Genomic DNA, 18,563 nt, shown 5'->3' with positions numbered 1-18,563 from the left:
TATAAATTTTGCTTATTGTCTATTGCAAATTGCTTATTGCTTATTGACTTATTTAGCTGTTGCCAGTTCAGTACGCATTTTCTTGGCGTCTTCGAGGAATTTGGCTAATCCGAGGTCAGTTAATGGGTGTTTTAAAAGGCCCAGAATTGGTTCAAGTGGTGATGTAATAACATCAGAACCTGCTTCAGCGCATTTTACAATATGTAACGGGCTGCGGATAGAAGCAGACAGGATCTCTGTTTTATACCCCTGTATTTTGTAGATCTGAGCGATCTGTTTAATCAGTTCAACGCCATCCCAGTTGCTGTCGTCGATACGGCCAATAAATGGTGATACGTAGTTAGCACCTGCTTTGGCGGCCAGTATAGCTTGTCCGGCAGAAAACACCAAAGTGCAATTGGTTTTAATACCGTTGTCAGAAAACCATTTCAATGCTTTCACGCCATCTTTGATCATGGGCACTTTTACAACAATATTGGGGTGAATAGCAGCCAGCTTTTTGCCTTCTTCAATAATTTCATCTACGCTGGTAGATAAAACTTCAGCACTTACATCACCATCAACCAGTTCGCAAATAGTAAGGTAGTGTTGCATTACCGCGTCTTCTCCTTTAATGCCTTCTTTGGCCATGAGGGAAGGGTTGGTGGTAACACCGTCTAAGATTCCAAGGTCGTGGGCTTCTTTAATTTGGGCAAGATTCGCTGTATCAATAAAAAACTTCATGATTATTTTAGATTTTAGATTGCAGATTGCAAATTTACGTATTTGCGTTGTTTTTTCCTTTTCTTGATGTTAAAGGGGTGTGCAAAATACAGGTTCGTCCACTTCTTCCAAGGCAATTGCCAATTTAGAATTGAACATTTTTTTTGTATATCCTGTACATGCTGATCTGTAGTTTGCGGCACCAGAAAAGGCTGAGCGAAGTATTTGTCCCTTAATAACTTTTGAAAGAATTGAATCGGGTATTGATTCAGTAACTTTTACAACCCGATAAGCAAACTTTTTTAGGCTATCCTGTAGTTCTGTCGGGGTCATACAATTTTGCATTTGTGATTCCTGAATATGCAATTTGCAATCCCCAATAAAAAAGAAAAAATGGCAGGCGATTTACATCGCACCGCTACAACCACCTACCCTTGCTGCCTTCCGGCCCTGGGGGGGTTCAGCGGGAGCTGGTCGTGTAAGACCTGCCGGTGCAAATGTAGGAAAAAGTATAGAATATCGAATATTGCACCGAAGAATTTTGAATAAAGAATTAAAAACCAAGATTATAATGTCGAATATTGAATGTTGAATATTAAATATTGAAGTAAATGTAAAAGTCACCTGTTTTCTTATACTTCGACATTGGTTATTCTTCGGTTTAATATTCGATATTACTGTATGCCTTTACGACCATTGAGTGAGCTTACATGGGTAATGCCTACCAGTTCATCGGCACGGCCGGCCAGTGCACGGTAATACACCAGTATCATATAATCATTTTCGGTATCCCAGAAATTACCTTCTGTATATTCATAAGAGGCCGCTCTTTTTTTATTGGTTTGATCAATGGTTACATAATTGTAGTTATAGTACCCCTGCTTTAAGAAAAGTGTTTTTTCATACGCCCGCGTGTCGTTATTGAAAGTCATTTTAGCGGTGTCGTTGAGATTGTAGTTGTTCATTTGCCCTATCAAATAAAGATCTTTATTGGCAAAGGGAACATTATCGGGCGGGATATAAGCAAAATGTACCGTTGCATAATCGGTTTGCCAGTACGGATTGAGGCTTTCGGTAGTTTCAATAGTGTACATACCATTAATATCGCGATAATATACAAACCGCTGCTGGCTTCTGTCAACATCAGGTTTAACAAAGATCTCTGTGGAGCGGGTATTATAGTTGGCCTTCGCTACGCGATCGCTCTGCAAACGAAAGCTTCGCAGATCGAGCCAGCGCCATTCTTTTCCGCCCGGCATAACAATCTGGTCTTCGGTATTGAAATCAAGCTTCTTGCCAGCGAAAAAAGTAGGCCTTACATTCACGAGCGCGTTATCCCACCGGTTATTCTGCAAGATCACCACTTTTATTTGCTGCAGGTGGTTCATCACCTGCAATCTATCGCTTAATGTAACCGTGAACGGGATCTTTTGCCAGGTACGGAAGATCTCGCCATTGAATGGCTGTTGTATTTGCGCTGCAATGGTGGTTTGGTTATCAAGCACCAGCATCCGTTTGGTAAAAGCCACTTTTGAGGTATCGCCGTTCAGGAATACTTTCAGGATGTAATTGCCCGAACGAGAAGGGGCGCAGTTATTATCTGGCACTACCGCAGAGTAATGCGTGTAGCGGGTAAAGGCAACGGACGAAATGCGATAGGTATTGATGCGTTGGTAGGAGAATCCTTTAATAAAATCAAAACTGCTCAACATGACCGGCGTCCAGTCGGCATTGCACAACTGGTATGTATAGGAGTAATTTTTAACATTCCCATCCAGGTCGTCGAAATGTAATTCCAGCCTGTCTGAACTGTTCAGGCTTAATACCGGGTACCCCAGTTGGTTTCCGGAAGGAAATAACTGAGTAGTTTTTATGTTAGGAAGGTTTACGGCTTCTGTCAATTGAGCGTTTCCTGCAAGGCAATTCATCAGGTAAGCCGCCGTTAATATGAGAATATTTTTCATTTTGTATAATTGAAAGCACCAAAATTCAAATTACAAGAACCAAAGAAAAGCACCAAAAATCAAATTTCAAGAACCAAAGAAAAATACCAAATAACAAATTACAAGAACCAAAATCCAGGAACCATAGCTGGCTTTATTATTTGAGATTTGGAATTTGTGATTTGAGGTTTATGCTTTGGAATTTGTTTTTTGTGATTTGAGATTTTAAACAGTTATTTTTGATCAACTAAAAATCATGCCGGTTGAATATTGCCGCTTTTATAGCACGCCGAATTGCGTTTAATCAGCAGAAATCGTTTTCCCGTTTTGTTATCCGCCTGTCAATTGCAGCGACTGTTATCAGCGTTACGGTAATGATTTTGACGTTAACTTTTGCCAGCGGGTTTCAAAAAACGATCAGCCATAAAATTTTTAGTTTCTGGGGACATATCCGCATTCAAAGCTATTATTCGGCCCGTGTTGCCATTGCCGAAGAAACGCCCATCCATCGCAGTGATTCGGTAACCGGCCTTAAGAAATTATATCCCGCCATTAAAACAGTACAGGCATTTGCTACCAAAAATGCCATTCTGAAAACCGCAGAAACCATAGAAGGCGTATTGTTCAAAGGGCTCGATAAAGGATATGATTTCAGCAACCTGGAGCAATTCAGGGTAGAAGGCCGCTGGCTTTCTTTTACCGACAGCGGTTATAGCAACGAAATAAACCTGTCGGCATATACAGCCAATTTGTTAAAATTAAAAGTAAACGACCAGGTACTGATCTATTTCATTCAACCGGGCGCTCCTCCCCGCCCCCGCAAGCTGACTGTGGTTGGTATTTTTAAAACAGGCATTGAAGAATACGATAAACTGATCGCAGTTGGCGATCTGAAGCTGATACAACGATTAAATGACTGGGATGCTACCCAGATCGGCGGTTATGAAATATTCCTGCATGATTATAATCGCATGGATGCGGTGAGCGAAGCCGTTGTGCCCGACATTCCGATCGGCTTGCAAAGCAATACCATCAAATACATTTATCCCAGCATTTTCGACTGGCTGGCGTTACAGAACAAGACCATTTTTATTGTGCTGGCCATCATGATCGGCATAGCCATATTGAATTTAATTACCTGTTTATTGATATTGGTGCTGGAACGTACGCGCATGATAGGAATGATGAAGGCATTGGGCGCCCGCAATTATACGGTTCGGGGCGTATTCCTGTATCATGGCGCCATTATAACCTTCTTTGGCTTGTTCCTGGGCAATATATGCGCATTGTTGATTGCCTGGTTGCAGCAACAAACGGGCTTTATCAAATTACCGGAAGATGCATATTACATTTCAGAGGCGGCGGTTGATATTGTGTGGTGGCAGATCGCCGCAGTGAATACCGGCACGTTTATCGTTTGCTTTCTCGTATTGCTGATACCCACCATTATCATTAAAAGAGTACAGCCGATCAAAGCTATTCAATTCAGATAACAGTTTGTGGTTTGTAGTTTGTTGTTTGTGGTTCTTTTTAAGCGGCATTCCCGCTAATTGTTGAGCCGTCTGATATGCGGCAACAACTACAAACCATAAACCACAAACTACAAACTATTTAACTACCGCTTCCTCCCCGTACATCTGATCTTTAAACTTCAGTGATGGAGAGGGAACAAACTCACCCAATCCCAACCGGCCCCACTTTTCATCTACCGATGCAATGGTTTTATCATCCGCTACAATAATGTTTGGCCAGTCGCGGTGAAAATCGTCGAGCGCGGCGGTTTTAATAGTGCCATCAAAGCCCATGCAGGCCCAGGTTTTACCAGGTAGTTGCCGGGAAGGTTGTTGTATCAGGATGCTATCCCGGCGGGGATCGAGGTTATTACAGAAACGCCATAAAGCAACCGGCAGGTCATTGGCATCAACGGTATGCTCTACATACAATACCATTTTAATACCTTCTATCATACCGGTGGCGCATAATTGCTGATGCAGCTCGCGAATGTGCCCCTTCCGGTTCTTTTCTACTGAAATAACCAAACAGGGAATATGAATGGCAGGCAATGCATCGTTGATGCCTCTTATTTCAGAAAACTGTTTTAACAGGAGTTGTTTATCGAATTGCGTGCTTAACACCGGGAACTCAAATGCGGTATCGGTTTCTTCTTCGAATTTCTTTGTTCCGTCGATGCACATTTTGCCGCCAAAGCCCAGTTTGCTGCAACTGTGGTCCAACACATCCATTGGCCCTTGCGACAAATAGATATCTGTAGCCGGGTTCATATTGGCAAATACATACTGTGCCAGCTTTTCATACTGCTGAATCGTAACGCCTTCATCGGCCAGCACAAGGATCTTGTTAAACATCATTTGTCCGGCCCCCCACATGGCATTCATTACTTTTTGTCCCTGGCCTGCAAACTCTTTCCTGATCTTTGTTATAACCAGGTTGTGAAAAACGCCTTCTACCGGCATATCCATATCAATAATTTCGGGCACCATCGTCATTTTGATAGGCGCCAGGAAAATACGTTCCGTAGCCTTACCCAGCCAGGCATCTTCCTGCGGCGGAATACCTACAATGGTTGCAGGATAAACCGGGTTCTTCTTGTGCGTAATAGCTGTAATATGAAAACGCGGATACCAGTCGGGCAATGAATAATAACCGGTATGATCGCCAAACGGGCCTTCCCATATGAGTTCGTCATTCGGTTCTACATACCCTTCTATTACAAAATCGGCATCGGCCGGCACTTCAATCTCGGGTTGCGTAATACACTTTACCAGTTCCACTTTTTTCTTGCGCAAAAAACCGGCGAGCATGTATTCATCTACATTTTCAGGTAAGGGCGCAGTGGCTGAATACGCATACACGGGATCGCCGCCCAGTGCTACCGCCACGGGCATTCGCCTGCCGAGCTTTTTGTATTCATTAAAATGTTTGGCGCTTACTTTATGCTTGTGCCAGTGCATACCGGTTAAGGCAGGCCCGAACACCTGCATACGGTACATGCCTACGTTGCGCGTATTGGTATTGGGATCTTTGGTATGAATAACGGGCAGCGTTACAAACGGACCGCCATCTTTTGGCCAGCAGGTGATCACCGGCAATTTGGTAATATCAGGCTGCGCCATGATCACTTCCTGGCAAGCGCCTCTGCCACTCTTTACTTTAGGCATCCAGGAAGCAAACTGCGACAGCTTCGGCAATACTTTTAATTTGTCGATGATACTTTCTTTGGGCGAAGCCAGTAAATGGAACAAGCTTTCAATTTCACGGGCTACATCATCGAGGTGTTGTACGCCTAATGCCAGACACATGCGTTTGTCGCTGCCATATGCGTTCATGAGCACCGGAAAATCGTACCCGGTATTTTCAAATAACAGGGCTTTGCCGCCGCCCGTAGTTTTACTGATCCTATCTGTAATTTCTGCTATTTCTAATTTGGGGTCTACATAGGTTTTGATACGTACCAGTTCACCGGCCTGCTCCAATACATCAATAAAATGTTGCTGATTTCTATATGCCATTCGGCAAAAGTACGGGGAGAATGTTGAATATTGAATATCGAATGTTGAATGCAGAAGCGGGGAAAAATGAGGCATTCACCTTATAATACCTTCGGACATCCCAATTGATTCCTTCCACCCCGTGAACCACGGCCAAATGAACCACCGCCACCGCCTTTGCCGGAGCCTATTCCAATATACAAGGTAAAACCGGTGAAATAATACCAGTCTTTATATTTTGCCCCGCCGCGTACCGATCCATGTTCAGGGTAAGTAGCGCTGGAACCTTTCACTTCATCGCCCCGGTAAGCCATTTCTACTGCTTTCAACCCACGTTGCTGCGCAAGTGCAAACTGATCGAAATAGGTTGTACTTACATCATCGAGATAATCGGTAAATGTTTTGCGTACGCTTACCTCATATGCCAATACCGTATTATCGGTGATCCTGAATTTCACTCCTATTCCTGCCGGTATCGCAAACTGGGTCAGGTTGTAAGACTTGCGGTCGGCATCAAGGCCCTGCCCTTCGGTGCTCAATGGTTTCAGGAAAACCTTATTACCGAGCGTATCAAAAGCATAAGGATTGTAGTGAAAAACGGTAAGGCCGCTATAAACATATGGAGAGATCTTTCTGTCTTCCATATTCAAAAAGGTATATTCCAGCAATAAACTGCCTTCCGTAATTTTTGAAGCAAAGCTGAGGTTACGTGCCCGTAACATCGGATCGCTGCTTTTTTTATCGTCCCCTTCAATTTTGCCGTGGTTAAACGCCAGCCGTAGTGCGAGATGAGGTGTAAAATCGTATTTAATACCTGCGCCGAATGCAAAATTTGATTGTTGTAAGGTAAACTGATGGTCCTGCAGATCGCCCGCATAATTGGAGAGGCCACCAAACAGGGTAACATGAAAGCGTTGCTGGGAAACGGCTATTACAGGACACAGCATACTCAATAGCAAAAGTTTTCGCATGTAATTTTTTTTAATGAATGATTTCAGGGCAAGTTCTCAGGGGATAGCGGATTCCGGTGAAAGTGTTTATGGTAAAAGGTAGATACGGTGAATTTTGATCGGGGGTTGGAAAGCAAGATTCAAGCCAAAAAAGAATGTGATAATGTGATATCTGGCAAATGGGGTAATACGTTAGGTTACACAGACTTATTATATCATGCCTCGCGCTTTTAAGCAGGGTATATTGCAGACCCCCGCACATCAGCAACCTGTATTTCCATTATCGAATTATCACATTATCGAATTAGCTAATTATTCAAAAACCAGGGTGCCAAAAAACTGGCGCAAATGAAAATTAGGTTGCGGCCATTGAATGTTTGACCAGGTTACAAAATGCGGTTCGGGTAATTCGTCGCCGCATTTATAAAAATTGGCAACGCATTGCCTGCCATTTATGGACTGAATATTGTGAAAATAAAAAACAGATACCGGTATCAACAGGGTTAATTCCCAGCCAATGGTTTCCTGGTTTTGATCATTGGTTAGTTCAGATTTGTACTTTACTTGTTGACTAATCTCATTCGGTAAAAGCGTGCGGTCGGTATTATTGGCCCCATATCCTATTAAATGCGTACCGATGCAATTGAATTCAAAATTGTAATAGGCGGGTTCGTTCCCGAAGCCAATAAAAAACTCTACGCAACTGTCTTTATATACGGGTGAATTAAGTGTATTATTAACTGCTCTCACTGTTTTTTCTTTAACAAAATATTTTATGAAGACTGCATCGCAGCCATGCGCTATGGAAAACAGCACTTCAGGACGATAAGGGAAGTCGGCCCAGGGAACATACACCAATTGTTGCCTGGGTGCTTTATCAAGTATACCCGAAATATCGCGTAATGAAGTATGTTGATCAATGCCATTCAGATAAGGAACCCGCAGAAAATTCATACAATAAGACCCGCTTCAATTTTATTAAAAGAAGCTGAAAAATTACTCTATACCAATGATTTGGAAAACTAAAATTGCGCAAACGATTGTTATTAGTTTATGGTTTCTCGTTTATAGTTTATTGTTGTCGCCTGTTCAGCCTGCTCACTAATATGCGGGATTCACGCATAAAAGAACCATAAAACAATAAACCATAAACGCTACAACCAGGTAGCAAGCCCCATTATCCCCATATGCAGAAATAACAACTTACATCTTCCTAAATACCACGATCCCGTTATGCCCGCCAAAACCAAATGTATTACTCATAGCTACTTCCACATTCTTTTTAACCGGTTCTTTTAATACAATGGGCACACCGGCTGGTAATTCCGGATCGAGTTGCCGGGTATTGATGGTTGGTGGAATTGCACTTTCGTTTATACTTGCTATGCAGGCGATGGCTTCAATAGCACCGGCAGCCCCCAGCAAATGGCCCGTCATAGATTTGGTAGCGCTCAAATGAACAGCCCCGATGTCATTGCCAAACAACTTCGTAATTGCAGCGATCTCACTCAAATCACCTACGGATGTAGAAGTGGCATGCATATTTACATAATCAACCTTACCGGCCGCAACGCCTGCATCCTTTAACGCTAACCGCATGGCCTGTAAAGCCCCCAATCCTTCGGGATGCGTAGCCGTCATATGCCAGGCATCGGCCGTCATAGCTGCGCCGGCTACTTCTGCATATATTTTTGCGCCGCGCTTACGGGCATGTTCATACTCTTCCAGCACCAGGGCGCCGGCCCCCTCTCCCATTACAAAGCCATCACGGTTTACATCGAACGGACGCGATGCTGTCAGCGGATCATCATTGCGCACCGACATTGCTTTCATGGCACAAAAACCACCTACAGATGCAGGCGTTATGGGTGCTTCCGATCCACCGGTAATGATCACCTTTGCTTTTCCCAGCCTAATGTAATTGAGCGCATCCATAATGGCGGTATTGGAGGTAGCGCAAGCCGATACAGTAGTATAATTAATGCCCATCAACCGGTATTTGATAGAGATCATCCCCGAAGCCATGTTAACAATAAGTTTGGGAACAAAAAAAGGGTTAAACCGTGGGTTTCTATCCCCTTCCACATATTCCGTTACCTGTTCTTCAAAGGTTTGCATACCACCCTGCCCCGATCCCCAGATAACACCCGTGTCAAAGGGGTCCATGGCCTGAAAATCAAGTCCGGAATCTTTTATTGCCTGATCGGCCGCCACCAGGGCATATTGGGTGAACAGGTCTGTTTTGCGCAATTCATTTTTATCGAGCAGGGCCGTTGCCTCATACTGTTTCAGTTCGCAGGCAAACTTTGTTCTGAAACGGCTGGCATCAAAACGGGTGATGGGCGCCGCCCCACTGGTCCCCTTCCATAAATTATTTGTAAATGCCGATACATCGTTGCCAATGGGTGTTAGCGCACCCATACCAGTAACTACTACTCTGTTCATAGTATTTTATTTATTGCACCACTTGCAAAACACAAGCGGTACAAAGATAACATAAACTACTTTATATTTGCAAGTGGTTATAAATTTAACACTATGCGATCTGATTGCCCGCTGAATTACGGCATTGAAATATTTGGTGATAAGTGGACGCTCCTTATCATCCGCGACCTCATGTTCTTTGGTAAGCGGTATTACAACGAATTCCTCAGCTCGGCAGAAGGCATTGCCACCAATTTGCTGGCCGACCGGTTAGCCATGCTCGAAAAAGAGAAGATCATCCGGAAGGGAAAAGACAGCCAGCACAAACAGAAGATCGTTTACAGCCTTACCGAAAAAGGCATCGATCTGTTGCCGGTGATCCTGTGCATTGGTTTATGGTCAGATAAATACGCTTCCATAAAACTGAATCCCAACAGGGATTTGATCATTGGAGATGCGAAGAAGAATTTACCGAGGGGAATTGATAAAATGAAGAAGAATCTTTTGAAGGAACACGTGAAATTAAAAATGAAAAATGAGGAATGAGAAATGAAAAAGTATTCTACCGCTGTATTCCCTTTTTCATTTCTCTGTTTTTCATTCTTAATTTTTCACTTCAACATTGGTTATTCAACATTCGATATTCAATATTTGGCTGGCTTATCTCCCGGAATGGCTTTCAATATAAACTCCCGCAGGTGTTGATTAGAGGTAGCCAGGTCTTCTTTCCGCAGGTACATCATGTGTCCGCCGCGATAGCCTTCCCATGACAAGCGTCCTTTTAATTTCCCGGCAGCATCCATTTGCCACAGGTTGTATTTCGCATTGAAATAATCGCAGGCGCCATCATAATACCCCGACTGCACAAACACATGCAGAAATGGATTCTGCGCCATTGCCTGCCGCAGGTTCTCACCCGTATGGTCATTCGTGCGATCCCAGGGCGACACCGGGCCCAACATATAATATTTCAGGTCGGTCTTATACCGCAATTCATCGCGCAGGTACATATTGATAGCCGGCGTAAACGCATGCAGCCAATGACTGAGCTCTGCATAATAATCAGGCTCGGTTCCGGCATCTTTTCTGTCAATGCCCAGGTAGCGGCTATCGAGGCGGCCCACGGTAAATCCTTTATCGCGCAATAATTCTTTCCAGAATGCAGCTGGCAGTATTTCGAGGTTATTCTGTAAAATGAATTGTTGCGACAATCCCGAATAACGCGCCATTTTTGCAGCAATAGCCGTTCTATCAGCTTCAGGTAAACTACCGCCTTTGGCCAGCGCCGGTATCAGTTCATTAACAGTAAAGGCTTCTACCTCAGGTAGCATGGCTGTAAGGTCTTTGCTTTGCAGATCGGCCGGTAATTTTTTGTGAAACCAGGCAGTGGCGGCAAAATACGGCAGGCTTAAAGCAACATCTACGGGCCCCTTGCGATCGATACCCAGGCCGGTGGGAGAAACCAGAATAACACCGTTCAGGTACATCCATTGGCTATTTTGTAATTCCAGGGCCAGTCCCGATACCCGGGTAGTGCCATAACTTTCACCGATCAGGAACTTGGGCGATGGCCAGCGTTTGTACCGGCTTACAAAAGTGTTGATCCACCCGGCGAGGTATTTGATATCGGCGTTTACGCCAAAAAATGCAGTAGTGGGGATCTCCTTATCAGCCGGCCGCGAAAAACCAGTATTCACCGGATCAACATATACAATATCGGCCACGTCGAGAATCGAGTGCGGATTATCCCGCAATCCGTATGGCTGGATCGGGTATCCTTCATCATCGATCTTCAGCATTCGCGGGCCTGTATAACCGATCTCCATCCATACCGACGATGAACCAGGACCGCCATTGAACGAGATCACCAATGGGCGGGTGGAAAGATCTTTTACATCAGATCTTTCATAATACGTATAGAAAACGCCGGCAAGCGGCTTGCCGTTCTCGTCCCAAACCGGCATGGAACCAGCCGTTACGGTATACGGCACACGCTGTCCTTTTATGGTTACGGCATTGGAAGTGGTCACGCTGCTGTCGAGCGCGAGGCGAACTGTATTGGCGTTTTCACCTTGCTTCACCACTTTGGGCGGCGTTGGTTCTGTTGCTGTTTTTTTCTGAGCCCGGATCGGGTATATAAAGAAGAACGTTAAAGGAATAAAAATCAATAGTTTTTTTCTCATAATGATGAAGTTGGGCTTTTTCAAGGTATCAAATTTATAGGTTCTTTTCGCAAAAGAGCTGCCAAATACATAGATGGTTAATACCTTATGCCACGTAAGGCATGTTGAATATACGATGTATGAATTAGTCAGCTTAAACCTTATATTTGAGGCCGTAAACCGGTATACCACATGCAAATACGCACTGTTGCTGAAATGACCGCCGCCGGCACTGCGCCGGATGTATTGTTTTGGGTTGGCTGTTCAGGAAGTTTTGATCAGCGGGCGCAAAAGATAACCAAAGCATTTGCCACCATCCTCACAAAGGTGGGTATCAATTTTGCGGTATTGGGCAAAGAAGAAGCCTGCACCGGTGACCCTGCACGGCGGGCCGGTAATGAGTTTATGTTCCAGATGATGGCCTACCAGAACATTCAAATATTGAATGGCTACGGCATCAAAAAAATAGTAACGGCTTGTCCGCATTGCTTTAACATTCTGAAGAACGAATATCCCGAGCTGGGCGGTAATTATGAGGTGATACACCACACCACTTTTTTACAACAGTTGCTAGATGAAGGAAAAATAACCTTGAAAGAAGGTGGTGCCTTTAAAGGAAAACGCATTACGTATCACGATAGTTGTTACCTGGGCCGGGCAAACGATATTTATGAAGCGCCGCGCAAAGTGCTGGAAGCACTGGATGCAGAACTGGTAGAAATGAAACGTTGCCGAAGCAAAGGCTTGTGCTGCGGCGCCGGTGGTGCGCAAATGTTCAAGGAAGAAGAAAAAGGCACTATCCGTATTAACCAGGAGCGGGTACAGGAAGCGTTGGAAACGGAATCGCATATTGTGGCGGCTGCCTGTCCGTTTTGTAATACCATGCTTACCGATGGTGTAAAGCAAAAGGAGAAAGAAGATTCGGTGAAAGTGTTAGATGTGGCGGAGCTGGTAGCGGCGAGTATGGCGTAGCGAAATGAAGAATGAAATATGTGAAATGAGAAATTAAAAAGTAATGGCCTTATAAAAAAGAAATGGCATCCTACCGGTGGGCGGATGCCATTTTTATTTTACTCACTTATTACTTTAAAATACATTATACCCAAAACTTACATAATACAAGCCGCCAATACTTGGATTACCAAAGGCAGTAGTATAATATTTATTCGTCAAATTGGTAGCGCCCAGTTTAATAAGGCTTTTGATCTTTGGCAAGCGATAGCTAACCATTGCATCGAGTGATCCAAATGCCTCCACCTGACCGGTACCAAAAGTTCCTTCCCACAACATTTCATCCTGCCAGCGATACAAAATATTAAAGCCCCAGTTAGAACCGTTTACCTTTTCGTTACCCAATGTTATGTTGAAACGAACTTTAGGTGTATTGAAGAAGGTTACCAATCCTGAATCTACATCATTCAACTGATCACCCGACACGTTTACACCAAAGTCGTATCCTTTGGGTAAACGATAATTTACGCTTACCCCCCAGCCTAATGCATTTACCGTATTGTCTGAATTGGATATAAATGAGTAATTGGTAGTTGTAAACGGACTTGCCAATTCAGTAAATGCTCTGTTTGGATCGCCGCTTGAACCCCGGCCCACCGCCTTACGGCCCAAAAAGTCCTTGTATTGGCTGTAATAACCATATGCATCAACCAGCAGGTTTGAAGTAAGCAAACCGCGATAACCAATTTCATATGAGTTGGCAATCTCCGGTTTCAGCGTACCAAAATCAGCCACTTTCAGTAACGTTGGATTAGGTGTACCACTATTTATAGAACTGCGGTAAGCAACTATACTTTCAGCGGTATAAGCAGGGCTTCCGCCAAAATTATAATACGTATAAAAATCTGGTAAACCGCCAATAAGTATGCTCGCCGGTGTCCGCAGGTTGATCCACTGGTCCTGCGTGGAAGGAAAACGATATGCCTGCTGATATGATAAACGGAAGCTGTTATCTTTAGCCACCTTTATTAATGCCGTAGCGCGTGGCGTAAAGCGGCCCTTGAAATTCTCATTCTTATCGTACCGGCCCGAAACGGTTAATTTCAGGCGATCTTCAATTACCCATTTCGAAACCTGCGCATAACCACCCACTTCGTTGATACCAATGGTGCCTGCACTATCGGCAAATATGGTTCCCTGTGAGTTAAGCACATACCGGCGGAAGCTGGCGCCTACCAGTACTTCTGCAAATTTGATGTGTTCGCTCAAATTATACTGACCTTCAAAATGGTACATATCAGACTTGTCTTCGAATTTAGCGCCGCCTTTGCTGATGGATACATTTGTAAGACTATCAAACGCTTTTTGAAATTCTGCCGTACCCGGCACATAACGACCGGCATCGGCTACGCCCCGGGCAGTTGAATGGGCAGTTGCATCGGGTAATACAGCACCGCCTGTGCCTGGTAATATGCCCAACCTGGCTGCACCATATGTTCCTGCATATTGCTGAAACCAGGTAGCATCAGATTTCCATCGCCTGTTGATGGCCACTGCAGCCGTAGTAGCTGTATAGGCATCACCCGAATTTTCCTGGATGGTAAACCCTCTCACAAACCAGTTTTTACCCTTTACTTCCAGTTTATATTGGCCCATTTTCAGGTTCTTGATACTGTAGCGGTCGGCCCCGGTATACACGGTGGTACCGGTACCCCAGTTACCAGCCAGAATGGCTTCAATGTTCTCGGTTATTTTATAATGCAAAGCACCTGATACTTTTACATTGTAGGTATCATAATCAACCAGGTCGCTTTCGTTATATCCAGTACGGCTTATATTCTGGCCGCCATATATACCTCTGTTTGGGTTATTTACATTCGTATTGGAAGCAATCAGGAACGGGAGTGCCTGTGCAATGGTAGGGCTTGCAGTGCCCCAATAAGCCGCCATTTGTTGTGGTGTCATGCCAGCCGCAATCTGCGCATCCACCCCGGCAATAGCAGTCTGGCCCTGTGCGGTTGCACCAATTTGAGCACGTGCTGCCTGTGCAAACGCCTGCATGCTGGCGCTGGCTTCATCACCAAATACATTCACCCCATCGTAATTGGGATCAGTTGTACGATTGCCATCCTTTAATGAACTGAATACGTTGTTACGTTGCAGATTGCGATAATCGGCAGCCTGCCAGTCATCGGCCTTTATGAATTGCCCGGAGATCCTGAAAGCAAACTTTTCGCCGATCTTTTTGGCGTAACGAAGCGACCAGTCGTAATAAGGCGTAGCATTACTTTTATTGGGATCATCAAAATGCATGTAACCATGTTTTGCCTGGAAGCTCAGTCCCTGGTATTTGAACGGGTTTTTACTGTTCATCAGCAATGTACCGTTCATACCGCCTGAACCATACAACGCAGAAGAAGCGCCTTGTAAAAGCTCTACGTTATCAACGTCCAGTTCGGTAAGCCCGATGATATTACCCACACTGAAATTCAAACCAGGCGCCTGGTTATCCATTCCATCTACCAATTGGTTGAACCGCAGGTTACCACTGCCGTTAAAACCACGCGTGCTGATGGTGCGAAAGGTAAGGCTCGATGTGGTAAGGTCAACCCCTTTCAGGTTGGCCACCTGGTCGTAATAATTGGGTGCGGCAGCCGCCCGTATGGCGCCTACATTCATGCGTTCAATTGACACTGGCGACTCGAGAATTCGCTCCGGAACACGGCTGGCCGATATGACCACCTCTGTACCTAAACTTGACCCGGGAACAAAATCAACGTCAACAGGCGTTCCGGCACTGGTTACCGATACTTCCTGTGAAGTAAAACCTATGGACGTAAACACCAGGGTTAATGGAAAGGCATGTGAAGTGGTTAATTTAAAGGTGCCTTTTTCATCGGTAAAGGTTCCGGTGCTTGTCCCTTTAATAGCCACCGAAACGTAGGGAACGGTTTCTTTGTTCGTACTATTCCGAACGGTGCCCGAAATAGTACTGGTTTGAGCGCTGGCAGCAATCGTATACATCAAAAGCAAGGATAAAGCTGCCAGGCAACGAGAACATCTACTCATAGCATGGAGTTTTTATGGTTATTGAGCAAAATACGACTTGTAACTTTCAACAGAAAATTTTATTTAATCACATCTTGTTGATTTTGTTGATATTTCGGGAATTCTTTTTTTCATGATTATCCACATCGCTGGTATCTTCGCCCCATGAAATCATTACAGTTTCCGAAGCAGACAAACTTTTACCGAGGCAAAGTCAGGGATGTATATACCATTGATGATCAATGGTTGGTAATGATAGCCAGTGATCGCATCTCGGCGTTTGATGTGATACTTCCCCGCCCCATTCCTTATAAAGGACAAGTATTAAATCAGATAGCTGCTTACATGCTACAGGCTACCAACGACATTTGCGCCAACTGGTTAGTATCGGTACCGGCGCCTAATGTATCGATCGGGAAAAAATGTGTGCCATTTAAAATTGAAATGGTAGTGCGGGGTAATTTAACAGGTCACGCCTGGCGTACCTACGCAAGCGGAAAACGGGAATTATGCGGTGTACGCCTGCCCGAAGGTATGAAAGAAAATGATTACTTCCCCACTCCTATTATAACGCCAAGCACTAAGGCAGAAGCCGGACATGATGAAGATATATCAAAAGAAGAAATAATTGCCAAAGGACTGGCATCGGCCGAAGATTGGGCTATACTTGAAGACTATACGCTGAAATTATTCGCCCGCGGTAAAGAAATTGCCGCCAGACAGGGTTTGATATTAGTTGACACAAAATATGAATTTGGCAAGATCGGTAACACCGTTTACCTGATGGATGAAATTCATACGCCCGACAGCAGCCGCTATTTTTATGCCGATGGCTTTGAAGAAAGACAAAAAAGCGGGGAACGCCAGCAACAACTGAGCAAGGAATTTGTACGCGAGTGGCTTATTGCCAATAATTTTATGGGCAAAGAAGGACAAACGGTTCCCGAAATGAGCGATGAATGGATCAACACCATTTCAAAGAGATATATTGAGCTGTATGAGAAAGTGATTGGGGAGAAATTTAAACCTGAGGCGCTTTCGGAAGAGGAAACCTACAACCGGGTAGTGAAAGAACTGGAGAAAGCGAAAAGCTAGTTGACAAGTTAAAAGATTAGCCCCTGTGTTTTGTAACACCGGGGCTTTTTATATTTTGTGCCTGAAATGGAATTCGAATATTTTTTAGCATCGGGCCTGGTAGTGCTGATCGTGGGGATATCATTTCTCTGGAACCGTATTAACTTTATAAAAAAAGGAAATATAGCAATTGCCACTGTAGTTAAACTGGAGATGAGGCCAGACAGTGAAGACAATCCATATTACATTCCCTTCTTTCAATTCACTTCGCGGTACAATAATGAAATAATATACCAACATTCAGATACACAAAGCAGAGACACGTGGGTGCTCAGGCAGACAGCTAAGGTGGCTTACAAGGAAGGATTTTTTAACGACGATCATGAAATACTATTGCTCACCTTTAACAATGTATTTGGCCTTTCCACGATCTTATTGAACGTGGGGATGGTATTACTTATTATTTCAGGTAGTTGCTATTGGAATGTTTCCGGGTACACGCCGTTTTATATTGTACTGGGTTCAATTACTATTGTTACTTTAACACTCAGGATATGGGCCAATCGTTTTTTTAAAAATTTAGAATAATTAGCATCCCAAAAAGCTAATTTATCAACTTGTTAACCCGTTAATTGATCAACCGCCTTTTCCGTATCTTCCCGGTATGAAAAAGATCTGGCACATAATTTTATTGCTTATCCCTATAATCGGTGATTGTCAAATGAACTATTATTTATTGATCGGCACCTATACCAAAGGTAAAAGCGAAGGATTGTATGTATATAAAATGAATTCGGAAACCGGCGAGGTGAGCTTTGTAAGTAAAGCCGCGGCTGCTAACCCCTCCTATCTTGATCTTTCGCCGGATGAGAAATTTGTATATGCCGTAAATGAGGATGCGAATGACAAAGGCAGCGTATCGGTTTTTTCCTTTGATAAAAGCAATGGCACTCTTACTTTCATCGATAAACAATCCACCGGCGGTGACCATCCCTGTTATGTAGCCGTTAATAAAACCGGCAAATGGGTGGCAGCAGCTAATTATTCAGGCGGCAGCTTTTCTACCCTGCCCATTATGGCTAATGGTACTTTGGGTACTGCCACTACCATTCAACATACCGGAAGTAGTGTTAATAAAGAGCGGCAGGATAAACCGCATGTGCACTCCACTGTTTTTTCGCCCGATGATAAATACATTTTTGTGCCCGACCTGGGCATTGATAAAGTGATGATCTATTCTTTCAACCCGGGCAGCGGTAAACCCGAACCAGCGCCTGTGCCTTTTGCGGCCCCACCGGCAGGTAGCGGACCACGCCATTTTACCTTTCACCCGAATGGAAAATTCGCTTACCTGGTTGAAGAAATGGGCGGCGCCGTTTCAGCCTATAAGTATAAAGATGGAAAGCTGACGCCGATTCAACACATCTCTACCTATCCGGCTGATTTTACGGGCAAGAAATGGTCGGCAGACATCCATGTTTCGCCCGATGGCAGGTTCCTGTACGCTACCAATCGCACTCCTTCCAATACCATCGCTATATTTTCCATTGATAAAAGCGGAAAGCTCAAAGCTCTCGGATATGAATCAACCAAAGGTGAGGTGCCTCGCAATTTCACCATTGACCCAACTGGTAACTTTTTGCTGGTGGCCAACCAGGAAACCCACAATATTGTGATCTTCAAACGCGATAAAAAAACCGGTATGCTTACTGATACCGGCAAACGAATTGAGGTAGGGCATCCCGTGTGTTTGAAGTGGGCAGAAATACAATAGCTGCACGCTTCACGCCGCAAGCAAAT

The 18,563-nt window shown here is 44.3% G+C and carries 15 protein-coding genes and 1 other RNA gene; 6 read left to right on the top strand and 10 right to left on the bottom strand.

Annotation, left to right across the window (positions count from 1 at the left end; genetic code table 11):
- Positions 1–48: 48 nt before the first annotated feature.
- From fsa to FAM09_RS27035, 4 genes are all read right to left on the bottom strand, one after another.
- Positions 49–723, bottom strand: coding sequence for a fructose-6-phosphate aldolase (gene fsa / locus FAM09_RS27050; RefSeq protein ID WP_136580297.1), 675 nt, complete (start codon positions 721–723; stop codon positions 49–51).
- A gap of 69 nt (positions 724–792) precedes the next feature.
- Positions 793–1,035 carry a four helix bundle protein gene (locus tag FAM09_RS27045; RefSeq protein ID WP_166437281.1) on the bottom strand — a complete coding sequence of 81 codons (243 nt, stop codon included), beginning with the start codon at positions 1,033–1,035 and terminating at the stop codon, positions 793–795.
- A 58-nt stretch (positions 1,036–1,093) separates the two neighbouring features.
- An RNA gene (ffs, locus tag FAM09_RS27040) (signal recognition particle sRNA small type) lies at positions 1,094–1,193 on the bottom strand.
- Between the two features lie 183 nt (positions 1,194–1,376).
- On the bottom strand, positions 1,377–2,666 hold the full coding sequence (locus tag FAM09_RS27035) for a type IX secretion system plug protein (protein ID WP_136580295.1): 1,290 nt from the start codon (positions 2,664–2,666) through the stop codon (positions 1,377–1,379).
- Between the two features lie 242 nt (positions 2,667–2,908).
- On the opposite strand from FAM09_RS27035, the gene FAM09_RS27030 reads away from it, so the two are divergent.
- Positions 2,909–4,138, top strand: a complete 1,230-nt coding sequence (locus FAM09_RS27030) for an ABC transporter permease (RefSeq protein ID WP_136580294.1) — start codon at positions 2,909–2,911, stop codon at positions 4,136–4,138.
- Between the two features lie 114 nt (positions 4,139–4,252).
- Here FAM09_RS27030 and FAM09_RS27025 read toward each other — a convergent pair whose 3' ends face one another.
- From FAM09_RS27025 to fabF, 4 genes are all read right to left on the bottom strand, one after another.
- Positions 4,253–6,175, bottom strand: a complete 1,923-nt coding sequence (locus FAM09_RS27025) for a menaquinone biosynthesis decarboxylase (protein ID WP_136580293.1) — start codon at positions 6,173–6,175, stop codon at positions 4,253–4,255.
- An 80-nt stretch (positions 6,176–6,255) separates the two neighbouring features.
- The gene (porG, locus tag FAM09_RS27020; RefSeq protein ID WP_136580292.1) at positions 6,256–7,125 is read right to left on the bottom strand and encodes a type IX secretion system protein PorG; all 870 of its coding nucleotides are present in this window, start codon (positions 7,123–7,125) and stop codon (positions 6,256–6,258) included.
- A 291-nt stretch (positions 7,126–7,416) separates the two neighbouring features.
- Positions 7,417–8,058, bottom strand: a complete 642-nt coding sequence (locus FAM09_RS27015) for a carbohydrate-binding family 9-like protein (RefSeq protein WP_136580291.1) — start codon at positions 8,056–8,058, stop codon at positions 7,417–7,419.
- Positions 8,059–8,307: 249 nt separating this feature from the next.
- Positions 8,308–9,549, bottom strand: a complete 1,242-nt coding sequence (gene fabF, locus FAM09_RS27010) for a beta-ketoacyl-ACP synthase II (RefSeq protein ID WP_136580290.1) — start codon at positions 9,547–9,549, stop codon at positions 8,308–8,310.
- A 93-nt stretch (positions 9,550–9,642) separates the two neighbouring features.
- Between fabF and FAM09_RS27005 the strand changes: the two genes are divergently transcribed.
- The gene (locus tag FAM09_RS27005; RefSeq protein WP_136580289.1) at positions 9,643–10,074 is read left to right on the top strand and encodes a winged helix-turn-helix transcriptional regulator; all 432 of its coding nucleotides are present in this window, start codon (positions 9,643–9,645) and stop codon (positions 10,072–10,074) included.
- Positions 10,075–10,172: 98 nt separating this feature from the next.
- Here the strand turns inward: FAM09_RS27005 and FAM09_RS27000 are convergent, their stop codons facing one another.
- Complete coding sequence (locus FAM09_RS27000; protein ID WP_136580288.1) at positions 10,173–11,711, bottom strand: S10 family peptidase; 1,539 nt, start codon at positions 11,709–11,711, stop codon at positions 10,173–10,175.
- A gap of 171 nt (positions 11,712–11,882) precedes the next feature.
- Between FAM09_RS27000 and FAM09_RS26995 the strand changes: the two genes are divergently transcribed.
- A complete protein-coding gene (locus FAM09_RS26995; RefSeq protein ID WP_136580287.1) occupies positions 11,883–12,662 on the top strand; it encodes a (Fe-S)-binding protein in 780 nt (259 codons plus the stop codon).
- Positions 12,663–12,776: 114 nt separating this feature from the next.
- Here the strand turns inward: FAM09_RS26995 and FAM09_RS26990 are convergent, their stop codons facing one another.
- Positions 12,777–15,710, bottom strand: coding sequence for a TonB-dependent receptor (locus FAM09_RS26990; protein WP_136580286.1), 2,934 nt, complete (start codon positions 15,708–15,710; stop codon positions 12,777–12,779).
- Between the two features lie 144 nt (positions 15,711–15,854).
- On the opposite strand from FAM09_RS26990, the gene FAM09_RS26985 reads away from it, so the two are divergent.
- From FAM09_RS26985 to FAM09_RS26975, 3 genes are all read left to right on the top strand, one after another.
- Positions 15,855–16,784 carry a phosphoribosylaminoimidazolesuccinocarboxamide synthase gene (locus tag FAM09_RS26985; RefSeq protein ID WP_136580285.1) on the top strand — a complete coding sequence of 310 codons (930 nt, stop codon included), beginning with the start codon at positions 15,855–15,857 and terminating at the stop codon, positions 16,782–16,784.
- 66 nt (positions 16,785–16,850) lie between these two features.
- On the top strand, positions 16,851–17,351 hold the full coding sequence (locus FAM09_RS26980) for a hypothetical protein (RefSeq protein ID WP_136580284.1): 501 nt from the start codon (positions 16,851–16,853) through the stop codon (positions 17,349–17,351).
- Positions 17,352–17,427: 76 nt separating this feature from the next.
- Positions 17,428–18,537 (top strand): lactonase family protein, encoded by a 1,110-nt coding sequence (locus FAM09_RS26975; protein ID WP_136580283.1) that lies wholly within the window; start codon positions 17,428–17,430, stop codon positions 18,535–18,537.
- The last annotated feature ends 26 nt before the right edge of the window (positions 18,538–18,563 follow it).

The sequence above is a fragment of the Niastella caeni genome (assembly GCF_004834005.1).
GTDB lineage: Bacteria > Bacteroidota > Bacteroidia > Chitinophagales > Chitinophagaceae > Niastella > Niastella caeni.
Note: the sequence above shows the minus strand (reverse complement) of the source record. Positions and strands in the feature narration are given on the sequence as shown.